The following is a 20948-nucleotide window of genomic DNA, read 5'->3' on the forward strand; positions in this document are numbered from 1 at the left end:
CGCGTTAAGTCCTTGAATGTAAACGTGTTTTCATGCCGGCCGGACGACGGTGCGGACTTGTGTATAACGAGGTGCGCTAAGGGTCGTTTCCGGCCTGTCACGGCGCCTGCTGCCTTTTCGACCTGGCACCTGCTATGCTGGCTCCACCGGCCGGATTCGGCCATAAGCGGTCATTCGCCCAACGAAAATCTACGAGGAAGAAGTTGCATGTCCTACGACCCTCTCTCAGAAGTCATTGACGAACCGCTCACAGTCGATGCACGCGTGTTAGAACAATTACGAGAATATCGACTAGCGTCGAAGCTGCCCCATTTACCAGGTATCGACGTGACCGAGGAGCGTGACCGACTTCGGGAAAATCTTGATAACCTTGTAGACCGACTGCTATGCGGAGTCGAGCAAAACCCCACGAAACGTTTGGTGCTTGCGCAATTTCAACCTTCGCTCAAAGCTGTAGAGGGGGAAGACACTGAGGGCCGTGATCACTTCGGTATGGAGATCGAATCGATCATGGACATTCTCGGGATCGACAGTTCTAATGGCCTTCTCAATCATTACCTCGGCGGCATGTGAAGCCCGACGCGGGTGGCTACTTTGGGGCGAATCCGGCCTGTCGACGTCTCCGCTGGCTTTTCGTCCTGGCAACCGCTAAGCTTGGCCAACCGGCCGTTTTCGGCCAAAAGCGGACCTTCACCGCTAGGGTCTGTCTGACTGACTGAACCAAATTTTGTTCGATTCGTCAGACGGCGATGAGCCGAACCGATCTAACTGAACAACAGTGGCGACAGCTGGAACCGCATTTGCCGCCTAATCCACGCCATGGCCACGCCTACATCGGGCACAGACATGTGATCAACAGGATCCTTTGGCGGCTGAGAACGGGTGCGCCATGGCGCGACATTCCTCCACGCTACGGGCCATGGCAAACCTGTTACGACAGGTTCATACGTTGGTCACGCTGAATCTCCACGAGTTTGCTAGACACTCGACAGCCGTTGGAATACTGCTTTTCGTACTCGACTGGCGACAAGTCATTGCTGAAGCTGTGCCGGCGCTTCGGATTGTAAAACATCTCGATGTAATCAAAGACGTCCTGTTTTGCGTCTTCCCTTGTCCCGTAAGTCTTGCGCCGAATTCGCTCACGCTTCAACAGCTGGAAGAAGCTCTCAGCGACGGCGTTGTCGTGACAATTTCCACGCCTGCTCATGCTCTGTTGCAGATTATGTTCGTCCAGGAAATCGCGCCAGTCATAGCTGCTGAACTGGCTGGCCTGATCGGAGTGCACCATCACCGTATTGCTGGGGCTGGCGACGCCAGACAGCCATCAGGAGTGCGTTCATTGCCAGCTCACGGTCGATGCGTGAACTCATTGACCACCCGACCACCTGGCGCGAGAACAGATCGAGTACGACGGCTTAATAAAGCCAGCCCTCGTACGTTCGGATGTACGTAATATCGGTGACCCAAACGCGATTTGGCTCTTGCACATCAAACTGGCGCTGCAGATGATTAGGAGCCACCAGCGACGGCGCACCGCCGCGTTTGTACTTGCGTTTGGCATAGCCCGTCTGAGAGCGAATCCCAGCGCAGCGCATCAGGCGATGAACCCGGTTGATGCCGCATTGTTCGCCAAGCTCGCGCAGATCGCCACAGACTTTGCGATAGCCGTACACGCTGCCACTTTCCAGCCAGGATTCCTTGATGGGTACCAGCAGGCGCTTGTCTTCCTTGGCTCGCTTACTTTCCGGGTTCAGACGCCGTGCATAAAAACCGCTGGGATGAACCTCGAGCACTTTACACAGCCGTCGCACTGGAAATTGGTCCTGTAACTCGACAATTAAGGTGTACCTTACCCGGACGTCTTGGTAAAGTACACCGCGGCCTTTTTCAAGATGTCACGCTCCTCCGTGACGCGCTTAAGCTCGGCTTTCAAGCGCCGCATTTCGTCTGACTGCGCTTCGACTGCCTTGCGTTCTACCTCTGGCACGCCGTACCGCTTGGTCCAGGCGTACAGGCTGTGGATGCTTACTCCAAGCCGCTCCGCTACCTCGCTGACTGGGTGGCCGCGCTGTGCCACCTGCTTGACTGCGGCAATCTCGAATTCCTCTGTGTAACGATTTCCACTCATACCATCTCCTAATGCCCGTAATTATGGCTCAGGAGTGTCTACGGTAGTCGTGGCGATTCATGACAACTTTCGCCAGATTGAGCTTTCAACCCATGGCAGTGCCGATGTGCCAGTCACGAAGCACCATGGCTCAAATTTAACCCGGGTATTATTGACACGGTAATTTAACCCGGGTATTATTGACTCATCCAATTCAGCCAAATCTCACCGTGATTGATGCCGCTACGCCTTCCTACACCAGCTTCAGTGGCCACAATCGAATCGCATCTGGCAGCTTGACGGTCAATGCATTGGCCGTGAAACACGCTCTGGCATCCGGCGTACCCAGTCCGCTGCTGACCTTCTGCGACCAGACTGGCCAAGTTGTCGAAATTGACATTCGAGGAAGCGATGCCGAGATGTTGGCACGCCTGCCTCCAGAGGGGTGCCAGCTTCAAGGAAACGGATCGGCACTGATCGATTCCGGGGAATCTGGTGAGCCACGTGGCCGTGGCCGGCCAAAGCTTGGGGTTGTCGCGCGAGAAGTCACGCTACTGCCGCGTCATTGGGATTGGTTGGCGGCACAGCCAGGCGGTGCATCGGTGACTTTGCGGAAACTGGTTGATGAGGCACGCCGGGCCAACGCGGACCGAGACCGGCAACGCCGGGCGAGTGAATGTGCGTACCACTTCATGTCAGCCATGGCTGGTGATGTGGCTGGCTTTGAAGAGGCCTCGCGTGCGCTGTTCGCAAACAACGCGGCAAAGTTCCGCCAACAGACCGAAGCCTGGCCGACCGACGTTCGCGATTACGTCAGGTATCTAGCGTATCCGCTGCCGCTGACAGAAGTGCAATCGCTTGCACCGTGACTCATTTGAGACAAAGAGGACTGATGATGACAGACAGAAAAACGCTGAAACGACAGTATCTGGAGACGAAAACCCGAGCCGGTGTCTATGCGATCCGTAACCAGATCACGGGCCGGGCCTTGGTTGCAGGAAGCACGAACGTTCAGGGCACACTCAACCGGCATCGTTTTGAACTGCAACATGGACTGCATCGCAATGCGAGGCTTGCGCAGGACTGGGTCGAGCACGGCGAGACCAACTTTCTCTTCAACGTACTCGACATGCTCAAACCCAGCGAAGACCCAGCGTTCAATGCCGGACGAGAATTGGAAATGCTGGTTAGCTTGTGGTGCCAGGAAATCCCTTGCCTCGGCGAACTCGGCTACGGCGATCCGAGGAGCCAACCTTGATGAACACGAATCTCGGCTTCTGTTTGGCGCTACACCGTGCCCATGCAAGCCTGCAACTCAAGCTTGACGACGAGTTGGGCCTACACCATGGCATCAGTTTCAACGACTTTACGTTACTGAATTTACTCGCGCAAGCGGACGGTGGTCGGGTAAGTATTCCGGAACTCGTGCGTCCGATGAGTCAGCCTCAATCGGCTGTGCTGCGTCAGTTGATCGTACTCGAGAAGATTGGTCTCGTAGTGCGCGACGGTGCGAATGGACTTCGTCAGGCCGTGCTTCGCCCGCCCGGTCGTGCGCTGGAAAACGCTGCGCGCGAGACTGCCGATAGCATTTGCACCGAAGCTGTCGAGTCAATCGACTCCGCAGTGGTTGCGACAGTTTCCGCAGCACTAGTAACGCTTGCACGCACGTCGATCTTGGCACGCTCATGAGCAACGCTATAGCGCCGATTTGTTGGGTGCGTTGTCACTTGCACAGCTTGGCGGAGCCTCCATCGTGCTGTAGTGAAGCCGGCTAAACGAAATATCAGAGCGCCCCCAAAAAGCGCGCGACACCAGAACATTTAAGGACCACACGCCGTGCCCAAGACTAAAGCGAACGGAATTGAGATTGAATACGATTGTTTTGGCAATAACGATGCGGAAGCTGTGTTGCTGATTTCCGGTCTGGGTACGCAGATGATTCGCTGGAGCGAAACGTTTTGCCGGATATTGGCAGAACATGGATACCGCGTGATTCGCTTTGACAATCGCGACGCTGGCCTTTCAACTCACTTCAATAGCGCGTCGATGCCTGATCTCGCTGCAATTGCCGATGCAGTCTCTCGCGGCGAAACGCCCAATGTGCCTTATACGCTCTTCGATATGGCGAACGACGCTGTAGGACTTCTCGATTCGTTGAGGATCAAACGAGCGCACGTGGTTGGGAGATCAATGGGCGGCATGATTGCACAACTGTTGGCCAGCGAGCATGCTGAACGCGTTCTATCTCTGGTTTCCATTATGTCGAGCACTGGCAATCGTGATCTGCCGCAGGCCAGACCAGAAGTGATGGCGGCGATGACATCGCCCGCGCCACATCCCTTGAAAGACGAACAGGGCTATATCGCACATTGCGTTGCCCTTTCTCAAGTGATAGCCGGGCGAGGCTATCCGTTTGACGAATCCGCTCAACGAGATCAAGCGTTAGCCGAAGTCAAACGAACATACAACCCAAGCGGTTTTTGGCGGCAAATCGCCGCCATCGCAGCAACCGGTGACTTAAGATCACGACTAGCCAACATAAGTGCTCCGACGCTTGTGTTGCATGGGTCAGACGACCCACTAGTTCCCCCGGAAGCTGGGAAGGACACGGCGGCCAATATTAGAGGAGCCGAACTACTCATCGTCGAGGGAATGGGCCACGATTTTCCACCATCGCTGTTTGGGTTTGTGGCCGGAGTCATCGCAGATAACATAGACCGCGCGCGCCAGACCCTTTACCGGCATATTGGCCCTGACGGCGCGCTGCACCAAGACGGTCAGAAGCTACTGGGATGCTGAGAAAACCGGGGACTCTGAAATTTTCGTGGGTTAGGGCGTACAACCCCAAAAAGCGAAATGCTGTCAAATTGTAACTTCGCCCATACTGAGGTTGTGCGCAAGAACACTAGAATATGTAGCGCATCGCACATTCGGTGGCTTCCGCACCCCCGGTAGTGGGTTTTTAGCGGTCACCTTGAGCTAACAGTCATCATGCTCCGGCGTTTATTGATTAACAATTTTTAAATTAACACCAATTCACATGCGCATCTCCGTCCTCTTTACTGCCCTGGCTTTGGCAACAGCTTTATCGGCCTGTAGCACCGCCAACATTTATGACTCACTGCAAGACCAAGCACGCGATCGTTGCAGCGCGATGAGCGACCCTGACCGCAGCACTTGCATGAACAGTTCCTCGACCAGCTATGACGATTACAAGAAGCAGCGCGACCAAGCCACTGGCAAGCGCGACTAAAGGCATATGAAGATTTTCCGCCCGCGACGCATGGCGCCCGCGCGCTGCGCTCTGATCATCGGCATGACGCTGCTCGGCGCCTGTGCTACGTCACAGGCCGCCGCCGATGCACTGCCAGCCAATGCGCAGGACGACGGCGCGGCCGAACGCGTGCGCGCCATCGACGCCATGCTGCAGCGCTATCTCAAGCCCGGCGTACCGGGTGCGGTGGTATTGGTAACCGACCATGGCAGGCCGTTGTTCCGCAAAGCCTACGGCCTCGCCAAGGTCGGCGAAAACGTCGCGCTCGATCCCGGAATGAGCTTGCGTGTCGGCTCCATCACCAAGCAATTTACGGCAGCGGCAATCATGCTGCTGGCGGAGCAGAAGAAGCTCGCGCTATCCGACAACGTCGGGCAATACCTGCCGGCTTTCGCCGGGACGGTCGGCGCGGTGACCATCGAGCATTTGCTCACGCACACCTCCGGCATCCGGAATTACACCGAGCTGCCGCAATTCGTCGAACGAATGAAATCAGATATAAGCGTGGACGATGGCATCGCCTTCTTCAAAGACGCCAAACCTGAATTTGCACAAGGTGAGCGCTTTGCATACAGTAATTCCAACTACTTCCTGCTGGGCGCCATCATCGAGCGCGTGTCCGGCATGCCATACGCGGACTTTATGGCCCGCAACGTCTTCGAGCCGCTGCAACTGACGCATACCCGTATCGAAACCGGCAACGCTCCTCCTGCCGACGTCATCGGCTACACACAGGAACGCCGCAAGTTGACCGTGTCGCCGGATTACAGCATGCGCTGGCCTTACGCGGCAGGCGCGTTACGCACAAGTGTCGATGATCTAGCACTGTGGGACCAGGCTATCGTTCACGGCAAGTTGCTGAAACCCGAATCCTGGCAGCGGATGACCACTAGTTACCGGTTGCACGGCATACGCGTTACAGGCTATGGCTACGGCTTTTTCATCCGCAGCATACGGGGCAAAGCTGCGATTGAGCACGGTGGCGATATCGGCGGCTTCAGCGCCGACATAATGCACTTCCCGCAGCAGGAAATTTTTATCGCCGTGCTGGCGAACAATGACGCTGGCGATCCTGCTCCGGACGAGCTGGCGGCGAAGATCGCGGCCCTCGTCTTGCCACGCTGAACTAGGTCATCATGGACGCTTGTACGTCCCCTTCGGGTCGAACCCGGCCTGACAGCGACTAACAGATTTCAGTCATGAGAAGACATTTGAAATAGTACAAAGGATGTTGCATGCTAATTGAATCGGTTTTCTACCTTGTAGCCCCTCGCGGCAGGCCACCTTACGGTCAGTTTGCCGATCACCTTTGGGGATCGAAAGCGAATATCGATTCAGACGGCAACAGTCGCACGCCCGACGACACACAGTGGATAGAACTTTCCCTCGTTCTTCGAGGCAGTGAAGGTGAGGCGGAAATCCATATAGACCCTGTTGCAGGGTCCCCTCTCATTCTAAAAATCAGGTCTCCCAATGCAGGTTTATCCGAGCGAACAGCGATATTTCTAAGCGACCAAACGGCTGGCTCTATCGAGCCGAGTTTGTCCGGCGGGCAGAGTTGGTCAGCTTCGGGTCCAGGCTGTGTAAAAACGTTAAGAAAGTCTGAGAGCAAAAAAATCGGCCGCTCAGAACGGCCGCTATGCGATTTTTTCGGGATCGGGAAGGGTCATCCTAACGATGGAAATTTCTAGTTTTTGCGTTTTTACGCAGCCTGGGTCGGATGCAGCCTGTCGCCGCTGCCGCTGAATTTCCGGTCTGACGAGCTGTTATGCTGGGCTCTACGGCCGGGTTCGGCGAAGAGCTGCCAGTGGTTGTCAAGCGAAGACCTGGCCGCCAGCGTACGTCGCCGCTTACTCCGAGTGAGCGAAACGCCGCGGCGCAGAATGCACGCCGTGCTCGCATGATTGAAGCCGGCTTCGCGTGGCGTGGCTTCTGGCTCGATCCGGCCGCCTTGGCGGCACTCGCCGACCTCAAAATGGCTATAGGGGCGAAATCACTCGACGAAGCCCTGCAGCGGCTTATAGCAGTAGCTGGGATCCACAAGTTCTAGCAAGTCAGGATCGACAACAAGAGTGTCAGTTCCTGAAATAAATGCGACAGCGTCCATTACTGTGCCGGGCAACTGTCAACGCATTCTGTCAATAACTGCGACACTTTTACACCAAATTGATGCGACCGATCTGCAGGATTAGTGAAGTAGTTGCGACTGGCACCCGTTCCGAGTTAAGCCACAACAGTGCCGGTAACCTCGAGAGTAAGGGCGGCTTAGCACTGCCCTTGCATGCCCACTTGATTGTGCTCTGGCATCATTTTTCCGCTCTTGCTGCAAAATCTTCGTCGGTAATGCACTCCAACGGCTGCTCGACTGTTTGTGTAAATTCACTAGGTGCATACTGACGCAAGCCGGAGACAGGTTCAACTGCGATTCGAACGATGTCAGGTTGCGATCTAGAAGGCGCCATACACACGTCAACGTTCACAATGCCTGCTTCGCTAGAAAAATCACAAATTTCTTTAACACTAGGCAGATCGCGGGTTAAATAGGCCGCGGCTTGGTAAATAGCTGCTTGTAGCACTCGCGGGCCACATCGGTTTGGCCCCGTCAGTCTGAAATTTGTGGAGATTCTGTCCACAATGTGAGATACCATAAGATTCGAAAGCCTTCGCGCCTCCGAATACACCAGGTTGTTGTCTTCGTCTAAGCTCCCAGTTCCGCTGATATCAGTTAAGCTTAGGTGCCATACTTTGCATGTAAACACGCCACTTTTAACGGAGCTCGCAAATCGTGGCAACATGTCACATTCTCTTGGCTCTGGGCCTCCCCCCCTGCACCTGTAGTACAGGTCGATCGTTCCGGTGCGACGGGAACCGTGATTAACGATAGCCTGTCTAAAGGCACCAAGCAGTCCCGACGGCAAGATCTCTCGAGAGTTGAGTTTTGCTGAAGGCGATACCTCATCTCTGATTCCCAGGGCTTTCAACATATCCTCGCGCCGTTGAGCGAGCATTACGGAAATTGAGTCGAAGAAATCAGTATCGATGAAATGATCTAACGCACTTCGTGGATCGGACTTCAACTCGGTCTCCGGTGAACTCTCGCTCTGATACGCATCAGCCAAAATCAAGAGACACGGTCCTGACTCTCTACTGGGCAGATCGTCTGCCGACACAAAAAAATGCGAGAAAGCCGCTTCCAATAGAGTTTCAATGCCCAGATTGTCCGCCGGGCCGCCATCCATCAAATGTATGAACTGCCGCGGATTTTGTGCCTTTGCTCGATAGGGCTGGTCATCGCCCGTGTCTAATGGTCGTTCAAACCGCTCTAATGTAACGCGATTAAACACTCCAGGGAAAGCAGCCGAGGCCATAACGGCCGAGGCGATAGGATATGCTCCAATATCAGATTGTAGTCCCATCCTGACAGTGGTGTTATCAAAAACGAACCGGACACCTTCTACTCCGGAGTACCCTATCTTTCCATTAGCGTTCGTCGCGTTTATAAAAAGCTTGGGGCGCCCCGGCCCCACTGGGCCAAGATTAGAAAAAGTAGCACCGCCAAAAAGCTTTTCGTCTAAAACGGATGCCATGATGTCGGATCGATCAAAGTCGGTCCAAAATTGCCTTAGCAAATTATCGGGTCGAATTGTCTGCATTGCCCACGGAGTGATAAAGTCCTCAACCATTAGCGTTCTGGCACGCGGCCAGTTGATCTTATCGGAATGAAGAGCGAAATATGCGCCGGCGACGCTACCGCCCGAGACAGTCGATATAGCGTTCACCTGCTCTAGCAAGCCCATGCGATTAAGCTCCTCCATTACCGCTAGGGAAAAGTTCGCTGCGCGGCTCCCACCGCCCGATAACGCTAACCCGACAAAAGCTGCGGACTTTGGTGGCGGTCCAGAAAACCCCATCTCAGTCCTCGGTGCCTCATCGATACCACTATTGTCGCCCCGGAACGACGCTGGAGTATTTTTGACGGAGATGCTATCGTGACTAGCGCAACCTTGCAGACCAAAAAGACTTACGGCACTGAACAGCAGAGGAAGTAACGGGCCAAATGGAGGCATCATCGATCTGCTGTGGTCTAATTTGTCCGGACACCTCAATAGGTGGAAAATGCACCACCTGAGGAGCAACACATGGCAACAAGAAAACGCAAAACATTCGATCCGAGCCTGAAGCTGGAAGTGGTTCGGATGATCACAGAGCAAGGCCAAAGTATCCGGAATGTCAGCGAAAGCATGGACATTGGCCAGACCGCTATCCGACGGTGGTTGGCACAGGTCGGCGCCGAGCAGAGTGGCCAGCCAGGTATCGGCAAGCCGTTGACTGCGGAGCAGCAGAGGATCCGGCAGCTGGAGCTGGAGAATCAGCAACTTCGCCAGGACGTGACAATATTAAAAAAAGCGTCGGCCTTCTTTGCCCGCGAAATGAAGTGACTCATCAGGTCATTGAAGCGCTGCAAAAGGAGGCCATTACGGTGCAACAAAGCTGCCGTGTTTTGGACGTAAGCAGGTCTGCGTTTTACGAAGCAAAGCGACGTTTCGCCATACCGAAAGTCTGCAAAGAAAGCGTTCATTTGAAAGCGGCATTCATGGCAAACCATCAGAGTTACGGCAGCCGCCGGATGGTCACGGCCATGGCCAACGAAGGCTTCCAGATTGGGCGCTACAAGGTGCGTCGTTTGATGCGCCAAGCAGCCTTGAAACCCGTCTGGAAGCGCAAATTCGTCCATACGACAGACAGCAAGCACGACCTGCCGATTGCCGCCAATGTGCTGAACCGACAGTTCAATCCGGCAGCACCGAACTTGGCTTACGTCAGCGATATTACCTATATCCGGACGGGTGCCGGGTGGCTGTATCTGGCCACCGTGCTCGACCTGTACGCACGCAAAGTGGTCGGATGGGCGATGGCACCGAGCATGCCTGCCAAACTGGTGTGCGACGCCTTGAAGATGGCGATCGGGCAGCGCCGACAGTCAGCAGGACTGATCGTTCATTCCGATCGGGGCAGCCAGTATGCCAGCGAGTTGTACCAGGAACTCTTGAAGGAAAACGGCTTTGTCTGCAGCATGAGCCGCAAAGGTAATTGCTGGGACAACGCCGTCGCAGAGCGCTTCTTCCTGAACCTCAAAATGGAACGTGTTTGGCAACGCCAATATGCCAACCATGCCGAGGCCAAGGCAGACATCACCGACTACATCGTCGGCTTCTACAACGGCAAGCGAATCAATTCAGCATTGGGCAATCTGCCGCCCACCGTCTACGAACGGAAAATGGCAGCACAAGAACCTATCGTTGTGTCCGAAATTACTTGACCACAGCAATCCTTCGCAACTCATCGTGGGTTAGCGAGAACATCTCCTCGCTGAGTTCCAAAGCACATTCGAGGACGGATCAGCAGATTCTTTAGTTCGTTATGCGGAAATCAATTAACCGTCGACACTATATAATAGGCTAGGTACGAACAAAAACAAGAAAATCATCAATGACCGAGCCGCTCCGGTAGCGCGAGCATTAGTGGCCCAGCCCGCCGCCCGAAGACGGGTGGCGGCGGCATCAACTCCCTGCGGCCTTTTACCGGACGGGTACGGCTGGCAAGGACGACCAGCTGCTGATTTAAAAACTATGTTTATAATCTGCTCCGCTCCTTAACGCTCAACGCGGCGTTGGCGGGCTAGCCAGCGGGGTCGGCGCCGCCAGCGCGCTGCTGCGCCGCCTAGTCGACGCGATCCGCAAGCACGTGCTGGCGGCAGCCAAACTGCACGCTGATGACACGCCAGTGCCGGTACTCGCACCAGGCAATGGAAAGACCAAGACCAGGCGCCTCTGGACCCACGTGCGGGACGACCGGCCAGCCGGTGTTCTGACGCCGCCGGCAGTGTGGTTCGCCTACTCGCCAAACCGCAAGGGCATCCACCCCCAAACCCACCTGACTAGCTTCCGAGGAGTGCTGCAGGCTGACGCTTACGCTGGTTATGTTGCGGCCAAATTTATGTTGCGGTGGCGGCCTACTGCATAGGGAAATAGTGGGATTTATCGACTATTGACATGATATAAATTTCGGTGCTTTGTGACTTCCCAACCATCGTTCGGAGTTCTGCCATGTCCAAGAAATCTACACACGCAAAGGTCGCAGGGTTTCGCCATCACAAAGCGCCGTTCTTGTCGGAGCGGGAACGATATTTACGCAGCTGCGTGGACTCTGGCGCAACGCCAGGATCGCTTTTGGTAAAGAGAAATGAGCTCATTTGGATCGCTCACTTTCTCCCCGCGACAGCGCCGCAAGGCGTCGACATTGGCCAATTGCGTGAACTCGTTCGACAGCGCGCATCGATGCATGTCGGCGCAACGATGGGTGAACGAATGATCGTAATCGCCAGACCATGGCTGCGTTTCCTCGGCTGGTGGCGCGAACCAGTCAAGGATCTGCCATTTCAGGCCAATCTCGACGGTTACATCAAATGGATGCGCGACGAACGCGGGTTCAGTCCATCCACTGTCGATCAGTGGCAAGGCAGAGCAAGGCAGTTCCTTCAGTGGTGCGAGGAGACAGATCGCGACTTAGCAGGGCTGTGTCCGACCGATATCGATACTTACTTTATTCAGAATGCGACCCGATGGGGACGGACCTCGATGAAGGCGATTACCGGCGCACTGCGAATATTTCTGCGTTACGCGGCAGCCCAAGGCCTATGCGACTCGCGCCTTGCCGAAGCGTTGCGCTCACCGCGCATGTACGCTCAGGAATCGTTGCCAATAGGCCCAGGATGGACCGATGTTCAACGGATTCTGGCGACGACGGAAAGCGATAGGCCGGGCGACATCAGAAACCGCGCAATCTTGATGCTCCTGTCGATTTACCGCTTGCGTCGGGGTGAGGTAGCCGCATTGCGCCTCGACCAGGTGGACTGGGCTGGACGAAAGCTGCGTGTATTTCGTTTGAAGCGCCGTCAGCCGCAGGTTTATCCATTATTGCCAGCGGTCGCAGAAGCATTGGCTCGCTATATCGATACCGTCCGCCCACCAACTCCTGTTCCCGAGATATTTCTTGGACTGAACTCCCCCCATCGCGCATTGAGTGCGGCGGCACTGTTCAACGTGGTTAATGGAAAATTCAAATCGCTCGGGATCGAGGCAAAGCATTGTGGCCCTCATGCATTGCGCCATGCCTGTGCAGCACGCCTGGTCGCACAGGGATTGAGTTTCAAGGAGATCGGTGACCATCTTGGCCACCGAAGTGCGTCGGCCACGATGACCTACGCCAAGGTCGATATGCGTGCGTTGCGCGAAGTCGGCGACTTCGATTTGGGAGAATTGTCATGGAGCTGATCAAGGTGGTGACGGCGTACGTCGCAATGCAACGGTCACTCGGCATGCGATTCAGTGCCACTGACCGGCTCCTAAGGCAGTTTGCCCGCGAGATGGGCAATGTCGATATGGTCGATGTCCGACCTGAAGCTGTTCTGACGTTTCTGCACGGAGCCGGAGAACTTACAGCGACATGGCGGCTTAAGTACAACGTGCTGACGGGCTTGTACCGGTTCGCCGTCAGTCGGGGGTACTGCGAGACATGCCCACTTCCAACAAGTGTGCCGAAACTGCCTCCATCCCAAACACCTTACGTGTACTCGACGGGAGAACTCCGTCGCCTGATTGAGGCCACACCGTCGTTGTACAGCTACCGCAGCCGACAGCAGGCATCCATGTTTAAAACCTTGATTCTGCTGCTTTACGGCAGTGGCATGCGCATCGGCGAGGTGCTCCGTCTGACCATGCATGACGTAGACTTGATCGACCGTGTCATCGTCGTGCATGACACGAAGTTCTTCAAGACCCGTCTGGTGCCGATCGGCCCGCGGCTGTCTGTCGAACTGGCTGCTCATGTTGGGTGGCGCCGACACTTGCCAATGCCAGCCGGAGAGAGCTCGCGTCTGTTCACCTCATACACAGGTCAAGGATGGCCTTATTCCCAAGTCATAACCCTGTTTCAACGCCTGCGACGTGCAGCCCACATTGAATGCCCGGAAGGAGAATTGCATCCACCGCGCCTGCATGATCTGCTCCATACCGCAGCCGTTCATCGCGTTCTTGCATGGTATCGCGATGGCAGGGACGTGCAACGTCTGCTTCCGCAACTGGCGACCTATCTGGGCCATGTCGACATCAAGTCGACCCAGCGATATCTGCGCATGACCCCGGAATTGCTCGAAGAGGCAAGCCGACGCTTCGCGCAGTATGCACAATGCGGAGACGATCATGAATGACCGGAACCTGCTTGGCCCATGGATCCGCCGCTTCTTGCTCGAGCATATGGTAGCGGAACGTAACTTCTCGCTTAATACCCAGGTCAGCTACCGGGACACGTTAACATTGCTGCTGCCGTTCGCGGCCAAGATCGGTGGTTTCGCAATCGATCGAATGAAAGTTGAGGATATCTCTCCAGCCATCGTTCGCCAGTTTCTGGACCATGTCGAACATGATCGGCATTGCAGCGGCGCCACCCGCAATCTGCGGTTGAGCGCGATCCACTCGTTGGCACGTTTCATTGGCATGCATTCGCCAGTACATCTGTCATGGTGCAGCGAGGTGCGATCAATACCGTTCAAGAAAACGGCCAAGACTATGGTCGGCTATCTTGAGAAATCGGAGATGGATGCGTTGCTGGCAGCGCCCGACCGTCGGACCGTTATGGGCGCACGTGACTATGCCTTGCTCCTGTTCCTCTACAACAGCGGTGCCCGTGCAGATGAAGTAGCGAAGCTGACTATTGGACGTTTGCGGCTCGGCGATCCGGCATCGGTTCGCATCCTTGGCAAAGGAAACAAGACACGAATTTGCCCACTGTGGCCAGCCACGTCGTCGGCCCTGACTCGGCTTGTGATCGGGCGAAATGGGAGCGAAACTGTGTTCCTTGGGCGTACCAATCAGCCGATGACACGGTTCGGAATACATCGCGTCGTCACGCAATATGGCGCACTCGCTGCGGCATCAATTTCTACGATGAAGGATAAGCGTGTCAGCCCGCACTTGCTACGCCACACGACGGCCGTTCACTTGCTGCGCGCTGGCGTCGACATCAACACGATCCGGGCCTGGCTTGGACATGTATCGCTGGATACGACAAATATTTACGCCGAGGTAGACCTGGAAATGAAGGCGAAGGCGCTTGCCAGCGTCGATATATCGGGACTGCCTGCAGGCGCACGCCGTACTCCTGTATTACCGTCGTTGATGGCGTTTCTGAAGCAGATGTAGAGCCGCGCGCGGTCCTTTTTATGTGCGGGCACGCATCAACCAGTAGTGAGTAAATCCTGATGTTTGCCCACCACCGCAACATAAATTTGGCCGCAACATAACCGGCGAAATGTTATGCACAACATTTCGCCGGCTTCAACGCCCTGTACGAAGATGGCGGCATTGACGAAGCGGCATGTTGGGCGCACGCGCGCCGCAAATTCCACGACCTGCACGTGGCGCGACCATCGCCGCTGACGACAGAGGCGCTGCGCCGCATCGCCGAACTGTATCTGATCGAGGCCGATATCCGCGGCAAACCACCGGACCAGCGTCGGTCGGTGCGACAGACGCACGCGCGACCGTTGCTCGACGACCTGGAGCAATGGCTGCGCGCCTCACTTAAAAAGCTCTCGCTGCAAATCCGACACGTCGGCAGCGATCATGTATGCCCTGAACCTGTGGCCGGCACTGCTGCGCTATTGCGATAACGGCGTCATCGAGATCGACAACTCGGCGGCTGAGCGGGCGCTGCGTGGCATTGCCATCGGCCGGCGCAACTACCTGTTCGCTGGCGCTGACAGCGGCGGAGAACGTGCCGCCGCCATCTACTCGTTGATCGGCACGGCCAAGCTAAACGGCGTCGACCCCGAAGCTGGTTGCGCCATGTGCTGGCGCAGATCGCCGGCCCCCCGTCAACCGCGTTGACGAGCTACACCCCTGGAATTGCCCCCCAGCAGATCAAGCCTTCTTGAACAACACTGCGCTTCCAGCGGTGTGATGCCATCTTCAATTAAATCGACACGCAGCTCAAAACGGTGGTGGGGAGACGCTTACGATTGTATCGTAGATTTTCCAAAAGAAATAATAAACGTGCATGAACCTCACTATGTCAATTCATAAAAGATAGTCCTATTTGATCTATGTCAACACCTCGTGACGCTGATATTGTGAAAATTCAATAACTTAGAGGTGTAGCATGAAAAAGATAAATCGGATAATCCGTAAGGCGGAAAGAGATGCTGCTGTGGCTGATGCAGTGGCCCGTGCTCTAGCCACCCTGCGACTCCTCCACATGGGGCGGTTGCAGGTAGAAGAAAACGGGCTGGTAATCGAACTGGGTCGTTGATCAGGCCACAGAGCACAGTGGCGCATCAATTTCATCGAACTTACCGCCGGTGATGAGATCTTTAATACGTGGATCGTCAAGTACCGTGTAAGGATAGCCGCGTGGGATGGCGCTGACCTGGTCGAGACTTGCGACTTGCTCCGGTGACAGGACGACATTAGCGGAACTAAGATTGCTTTCAAGCTGGTCCAGCGTGCGAGGGCCAATGATTGGCATCGACCCTTTGGCAGCAACCCATGCGATGGCGATTTCGCCTGGGGTTACGCCAACTTCGTTGGAAACCGCGATCAAGGTATCGATGATCGCGCTGCGCTGCGGCGTATTTTCAGGCTGAAATCCTGCACCGCCCCACGCTTCGTCACGCCGATTTTCAGTGTTTTGATTGCGGTATTTCCCTGTGAGTACACCACCACCCATAGGTGAATAGGCCACCACACCCAGTCCTAAAGCCTGTGCGGCGGAAATCAAGTCCTGTTCGGTCGCGCGCTGCACCAAGCTGTGTTCTACCTGAATGCCCGCGATCGGCAAGACGCCGCGCAGTTCGGCGATGGTCGCGGCACGGGCCACGCGCCACGCGGGGAAGTTGGAGAGACCGGCATACAGGATCTTCCCGGCTCGGGCCAAGTCGTCAAAGCCGCGCATGACCTCTTCCATCGGCGTGACGCCATCATCCACATGCGCCCAAAAGAGATCGATACGATCCGTCTTTAGACGTTTTAGGCTGGCTTCAACGGATGCGACCATTGCCTGGCGGCTGTTACCTGTTACGAGGAGGCCCGAGTTCGCGTCCGTCTTAACGGCAAATTTAGTCGACAACACAAATTGATCTCTTCGTCCCGTCAGCAAATCGCCAACAAATTGCTCCGACTGGCCATCCTGGTAGCCATTGGCCGTATCAATGAAGTTGCCGCCTGCGCTTGCATATGCGTCAAAAATCCGGCGCGCTTCTTCTGGATTCGCCCCGTGCCCACCCCATGCCACACCGAAATTCGCCGTCCCGAGTACGAGCTCTGACACCCGCAGGCCTGTATGCTTGCCAAAAATTTTATATCGCATGTATCGCTCCTTGTTGTCATCCTTAGTGCAGCGGAGCTACAATAAAAGGATCAGTGATCCATATGATGTGGATCACTGATCCGATTGTCAAGGGAGATTTATGCGGTCTGATGCAAAAGAAAATTATCAACACCTCCTCGTGACGGCGCGCGCCGTCGTCGCGGAAGAAGGCGCGAACGCGTCGATGCGCGATATTGCTCGTAAGGCCGGGGTGGGTCCGGCGACTCTATTTCGGCACTTTCCCACGCGTGACTCCCTGCTCGATGCGTTGTTGAGAAATTCTCTCGAAGAACTGACGGAAAAGGCCAACACAGAGGAGAGCGAATCGTCTGCTGATGACGCGCTGGTTGCTTGGCTACGCGAAGCAGTGGCCTTTGTTCGGATTTATAGCGGTGTGGTCAATTTGATGGCCACTGCACTTGCCGACACCACCTCAGCACTACACACATCATGTGCCAACCTTCGCAGTGCTGGCACGCGCCTCTTGACGCGCGCGCAGGAGGTGGGAACGGCGGACCGGAGCATGACAGGCAACGATATGTTCGCTTTGATCGGGGCGCTTGGCTGGATCGGGGATCAAGCCGCGTACTCCGCTCGCAGCGACTACTTGTTTAATGTGATCGCTAGCGCGATGCTGATAGATCGTCCAAACCGCGCGTTGGAAACCCGCACCAGCTGAACCTATCGTCAGAGCCATGCAAAGTTAAACGACCGCTTCGGGTCGAGAGCAGGCCTTTGGCGATGCCCATCGGTCCACCGTGGCGCTGCCGGGTGACCGTGGCATGCTCATAAAATTGCTAGGAAACCGCAGCGGCCGGCGATACCAGCTGAGGCCGGCACTAACATGCCAAAACACGCATCAGGGGACGAAGTTGTCGCCGAAATTACTCAATAAACTATTTAGAAAAATGTCTCAAATAATTTGACACTTTCCGTACTGGCGCCCCATCTAGAACTGTTCCCAGTCGTCATTGGCCAGCGCCGTCACTGCCGGCCGCGTTGTCAACTTCGGTACCCGACGCGGCGCGGCGCCAAGCTGTTGGGTCGACGCCGGGCGGTTCAGTGGTTCGATCTGCGCCTCGTTGCTATCGAGCGTAAACGTACTGACGACACTGGCCAGGACGCTGGCCTGCTGCTCAAGCGAGGCCGCCGCCGCTGCCGCTTCCTCCACCAACGCCGCGTTTTGCTGAGTCACCTGGTCCATCTGGGAAACTGCGATATTGATCTGGTCTATACCGCTGCTCTGCTCCCGCGTGGATTGGCTGATGTCGCCCATTATATCGCTCACGTGCTGGATGCTTGCGACGATCTCGCCCATCGTTACACCCGCATGCGCCACCAACCGGCTTCCAGTGGCTACTTGGGCCACCGAGTCATTGATCAAGGTCTTGATTTCCTTGGCTGCGGCGGCCGAACGCTGTGCCAGATTGCGCACTTCCGAGGCGACTACGGCAAATCCTCGCCCCTGTTCGCCTGCCCGGGCCGCTTCGACGGCGGCATTCAGGGCAAGGATATTAGTCTGAAACGCAATGCCGTCAATCACGCCGATGATATCGACGATTTTGTTGGATGACGCGTTGATCGAATTCATGGTCTCGACTACTTGGTTGACGACTACTCCGCCCCTGACGGCGATGGACGAGGCCAACATTGCCCGCTGGCTGGCCTGCTCCGCGTTTTCCGTATTTTGCTTAACCGTGGACGTCATTTCTTCCATCGAGGCGGCGGTCTCTTCCAGCGAACTGGCTTGTTCCTCGGTGCGCGACGACAAGTCGAAATTGCCGTTGGAAATCTGCGCTGAGGCTGTCGCGATGGTGTCCGTTCCGCTACGCACTTCGCTAACGATTTTGACCAGGCTCTGATTCATGGCGTGCAGCGCCCGCAGCAATTGCCCGGTCTCGTCGGCGGTTGTGGCCACGATATGGCTGGTCAGGTCGCCGGCGGCGACCGTTTGCGCGATCCGGACCGCCTTGTTGATCGGAACGCTGATGCTACGCGAAATCAATATCGCACACGACACAGCAACGAGGGTGGAGAGCACGGCCGAAATCAGCATATTGCGTTTGGCCGCAGCCGACGCTTCGGCACTGGCTGTTACATTGACCTTGGCGATGTCGTCATTAAGCCGCTGCACCTTGTCGAGCGCCGCCTCGGCCTTCAGGAAATAGGCACGCGAGGCGGCATAGTCGCGGTAGTAAGCAACAAACAGCGTCTTTTGCACCTGCTCGTCGCTGTTACGCGCCATCGACGTCATGCTAACAGCGACTTTTGCCTCAGCATTTTTCCAGCCATCCCAGTCAACCAAGAACTGCTTCCAAAGCCCCTCTTCCTCGACCGTCTGGGGCAGCGGTTCGTATAATTTCCACCCCTTATCGATGCTTGCCCAGCCTTTGGCGCGCAAGCGCAGCGCTTCGTCGAAACGGCCAGCCGTCAGGTAATCATTTTCGGCGATCGCCGCCGTCAGGTCGGCCGCCGTCACCGCTGTCTGGCCTTCGCTGATACCAAGCAGCCCTTGGATCGAAGGCAAGCGTACCTTGCCCACCTCGTCGACCGCAGCACTCATCCGAACTATTCCGGCATAGCCACTGAATCCGACGATCGCCAGTGCCAGGACCATAATAGCCATTAAGATCGCGAGTTTCCACTTAATAAGCAGGTTTCCAAACATGTTATTCCAGTCATGAATTTGAGGGTACGGCTCACTAAAATGAGCATGCATTTACGACATTTAGTCCGCGATTGTGAATTCTTCAATATTGGCATTGTTTTAAGTGCAATATTTAGTACTATTTGACATAAGGATTATACATTTTTTAAAATTAACCCTTCAACTTAAAAAATTTTTATTGTTTTTGTTGTTTTCACGTCTTTGCATCTCTTTGTTTTGTTTATTAGTAAAGACATTACTACCATACGCGTTTCTTTTTTTAATATTTAAAATTTTAATAAATCTGAAGAGCGGACATGCGTAATAGTTGATAAAAGGCTATAAAAGTAAATATTACATTTCAATATTTACAAGGCACGACTAGCTTGTTAGCACGACAAGGACATCTTGGGGACAACCTTGAAAACAATGCACGGCACCAACGCAACGACATGCGGACGCTCGCCCTTTTAAAAGCGATTGCTGGAGAACTTGTTTATGCCGATCCAACTGCGAAAGCTCGAATCCACAACCATTTAGACCATCTGCTGTTACTTCACGGCGATGATGAGAATTTCTGCAATGAAATCAAAGAGGCGATGAAGGCGACTAGCGCAGCGTGATCATATGCTCGACTCGAGCCCTCATAGATCGCAGCTGGGCATCATAACTTTTGCACAGCTTCTCATTGTCCCGCCGCAGCGCCGCGAGCTGATTCACGACTGCCTTGACGTTGCGCATGCGTACCTCAGAATAAAAGACCGCTAACACATTGCTGTCGCGGCGAAAAGCAGCGTCGTATAATTGTATGAAACCAATTATTGAGAACTGCATAAACAATCTTAGGTAGCACTATGACACCTAGTCGCGAACGGCTGCTTTGGGTCGAAACCGGCCTGACAACGACAGGCCGATTTCGGCAAAAAGCGGCCGTTCGCTTCACTCTGACGGTGTAATGCTAATGAAGAATGAACACAGGCTCGAAACTGAAAGCATGCATGATCGAACAATTTGATGGTTTCAGCTGGCACGATAATGCGATCCACGGGTTTCGTATTGCCGAAGGACCAGATGGATGCGGCGGTCAACTGACGCTTGACATTGATTTCATCGTTCAGTGGCTTCCGCCCTCTGCTGACGAAAGTGCTTTCGCATTTGTCCTTGCCCCAGCCGATCTAGTGTTTCATGAAGTAACAGATTTGGTTTTCTCAATCGATTACGCATCTTGCTCAGCATCACTACAGCCAATGATGATTCATGAGATTCGTCGAGAAGTATTTACTTATCCAAATGGTCAATTCGCCTTTTCCTGGAGGATTGACATCAACTGGCCGCGTAACAGCTTTATCTCCTTTCACTCGCCGCTCATGTCACAAACGTTGAGAGGGCATTCTATTAGTTCAGGGGCGCAATATCTAACTGTAGCGACTCGTGGGATCATGTACCCATCCGCAGTTGGCCACTCTTCAAGGCCAGGCACGTTTTGCGTACACTGC

General features: G+C 55.0%; 17 protein-coding genes and 4 pseudogenes. 17 read left to right on the forward strand and 4 right to left on the reverse strand.

The genetic code is table 11. The features are described 5' to 3' along the window. Nucleotides 1–207 precede the first annotated feature (207 nt). Nucleotides 208–573 (forward strand): DUF4844 domain-containing protein, encoded by a 366-nt coding sequence (locus V6M87_RS26260; protein ID WP_332879632.1) that lies wholly within the window; start codon nt 208–210, stop codon nt 571–573. A 176-nt stretch (nt 574–749) separates the two neighbouring features. Beyond that, nucleotides 750–959 (forward strand): annotated as a pseudogene (locus V6M87_RS26265) (transposase); the annotation flags it as partial. Here the strand turns inward: V6M87_RS26265 and V6M87_RS26270 are convergent. After that, nucleotides 932–2128: pseudogene (locus tag V6M87_RS26270) on the reverse strand (IS3 family transposase). The pseudogenes V6M87_RS26265 and V6M87_RS26270 overlap by 28 nt on opposite strands. Before the next feature lie 209 nt (nt 2129–2337). Between V6M87_RS26270 and V6M87_RS26275 the strand changes: the two are divergent. The 6 genes from V6M87_RS26275 (at nt 2338) to V6M87_RS26300 (ending at nt 6506) form a co-directional block, all read left to right on the forward strand. Next, nucleotides 2338–2976, forward strand: a complete 639-nt coding sequence (locus V6M87_RS26275) for a DUF2239 family protein (RefSeq protein ID WP_332879648.1) — start codon at nt 2338–2340, stop codon at nt 2974–2976. A gap of 23 nt (nt 2977–2999) precedes the next feature. Next, complete coding sequence (locus V6M87_RS26280; RefSeq protein ID WP_332879633.1) at nt 3000–3365, forward strand: GIY-YIG nuclease family protein; 366 nt, start codon at nt 3000–3002, stop codon at nt 3363–3365. Next, entirely contained in the window at nt 3365–3796 is a 432-nt protein-coding gene (locus V6M87_RS26285; RefSeq protein ID WP_332879634.1) for an AsnC family transcriptional regulator, read from the forward strand. The genes V6M87_RS26280 and V6M87_RS26285 overlap by 1 nt, the downstream gene beginning before the upstream one ends. A gap of 147 nt (nt 3797–3943) precedes the next feature. After that, entirely contained in the window at nt 3944–4906 is a 963-nt protein-coding gene (locus V6M87_RS26290) for an alpha/beta fold hydrolase (RefSeq protein WP_332879635.1), read from the forward strand. 241 nt (nt 4907–5147) lie between these two features. Then, complete coding sequence (locus tag V6M87_RS26295; protein ID WP_332879636.1) at nt 5148–5360, forward strand: hypothetical protein; 213 nt, start codon at nt 5148–5150, stop codon at nt 5358–5360. Between the two features lie 6 nt (nt 5361–5366). Then, entirely contained in the window at nt 5367–6506 is a 1140-nt protein-coding gene (locus tag V6M87_RS26300; RefSeq protein ID WP_332879637.1) for a serine hydrolase domain-containing protein, read from the forward strand. 1181 nt (nt 6507–7687) lie between these two features. Here the strand turns inward: V6M87_RS26300 and V6M87_RS26305 are convergent. Continuing rightward, a complete protein-coding gene (locus V6M87_RS26305) occupies nt 7688–9451 on the reverse strand; it encodes a patatin-like phospholipase family protein (protein ID WP_332879638.1) in 1764 nt (587 codons plus the stop codon). A 69-nt stretch (nt 9452–9520) separates the two neighbouring features. Here V6M87_RS26305 and V6M87_RS26310 point away from each other — a divergent pair. From V6M87_RS26310 to tnpC, 6 genes and pseudogenes are all read left to right on the forward strand, one after another. Continuing rightward, a protein-coding gene (locus tag V6M87_RS26310) for an IS3 family transposase (RefSeq protein ID WP_332879639.1) occupies nt 9521–10701 on the forward strand; the annotation gives its coding sequence in 2 pieces (ribosomal slippage) (nt 9521–9770 and nt 9770–10701; 1182 coding nt in all). A gap of 359 nt (nt 10702–11060) precedes the next feature. Further along, nucleotides 11061–11363 (forward strand): annotated as a pseudogene (locus V6M87_RS26315) (IS66 family transposase); the annotation flags it as partial. A 125-nt stretch (nt 11364–11488) separates the two neighbouring features. Next, nucleotides 11489–12715 (forward strand): tyrosine-type recombinase/integrase, encoded by a 1227-nt coding sequence (locus V6M87_RS26320; protein WP_332879640.1) that lies wholly within the window; start codon nt 11489–11491, stop codon nt 12713–12715. Next, nucleotides 12706–13650 carry a tyrosine-type recombinase/integrase gene (locus V6M87_RS26325; protein WP_332879641.1) on the forward strand — a complete coding sequence of 315 codons (945 nt, stop codon included), beginning with the start codon at nt 12706–12708 and terminating at the stop codon, nt 13648–13650. The genes V6M87_RS26320 and V6M87_RS26325 overlap by 10 nt, the downstream gene beginning before the upstream one ends. Continuing rightward, nucleotides 13643–14641 carry a tyrosine-type recombinase/integrase gene (locus tag V6M87_RS26330; RefSeq protein WP_332879642.1) on the forward strand — a complete coding sequence of 333 codons (999 nt, stop codon included), beginning with the start codon at nt 13643–13645 and terminating at the stop codon, nt 14639–14641. The genes V6M87_RS26325 and V6M87_RS26330 overlap by 8 nt, the downstream gene beginning before the upstream one ends. A 116-nt stretch (nt 14642–14757) precedes the next feature. After that, nucleotides 14758–15401 (forward strand): annotated as a pseudogene (gene tnpC, locus V6M87_RS26335) (IS66 family transposase); the annotation flags it as partial. Between the two features lie 348 nt (nt 15402–15749). On the opposite strand, the gene V6M87_RS26340 reads toward tnpC, so the two are convergent. Then, on the reverse strand, nt 15750–16805 hold the full coding sequence (locus tag V6M87_RS26340) for an aldo/keto reductase (RefSeq protein ID WP_332879643.1): 1056 nt from the start codon (nt 16803–16805) through the stop codon (nt 15750–15752). A gap of 100 nt (nt 16806–16905) precedes the next feature. On the opposite strand from V6M87_RS26340, the gene V6M87_RS26345 reads away from it, so the two are divergent. Beyond that, nucleotides 16906–17484, forward strand: a complete 579-nt coding sequence (locus V6M87_RS26345; protein ID WP_332879644.1) for a TetR/AcrR family transcriptional regulator — start codon at nt 16906–16908, stop codon at nt 17482–17484. Between the two features lie 270 nt (nt 17485–17754). On the opposite strand, the gene V6M87_RS26350 is transcribed toward V6M87_RS26345, so the two are convergent. Then, entirely contained in the window at nt 17755–19473 is a 1719-nt protein-coding gene (locus V6M87_RS26350; RefSeq protein ID WP_332879645.1) for a methyl-accepting chemotaxis protein, read from the reverse strand. 365 nt (nt 19474–19838) lie between these two features. On the opposite strand from V6M87_RS26350, the gene V6M87_RS26355 reads away from it, so the two are divergent. Next, nucleotides 19839–20075: a hypothetical protein gene (locus tag V6M87_RS26355; RefSeq protein WP_332879646.1), complete on the forward strand. Its 237-nt coding sequence runs from the start codon at nt 19839–19841 to the stop codon at nt 20073–20075. Between the two features lie 375 nt (nt 20076–20450). Beyond that, nucleotides 20451–20948, forward strand: a 498-nt coding sequence (locus V6M87_RS26360) for a hypothetical protein (protein ID WP_332879647.1), incomplete at its 3' end; no start/stop codon positions are given.

Source organism: Massilia sp. S19_KUP03_FR1, from assembly GCF_036688685.1.
Classification (GTDB): Bacteria; Pseudomonadota; Gammaproteobacteria; order Burkholderiales; family Burkholderiaceae_D; genus JALYUM01.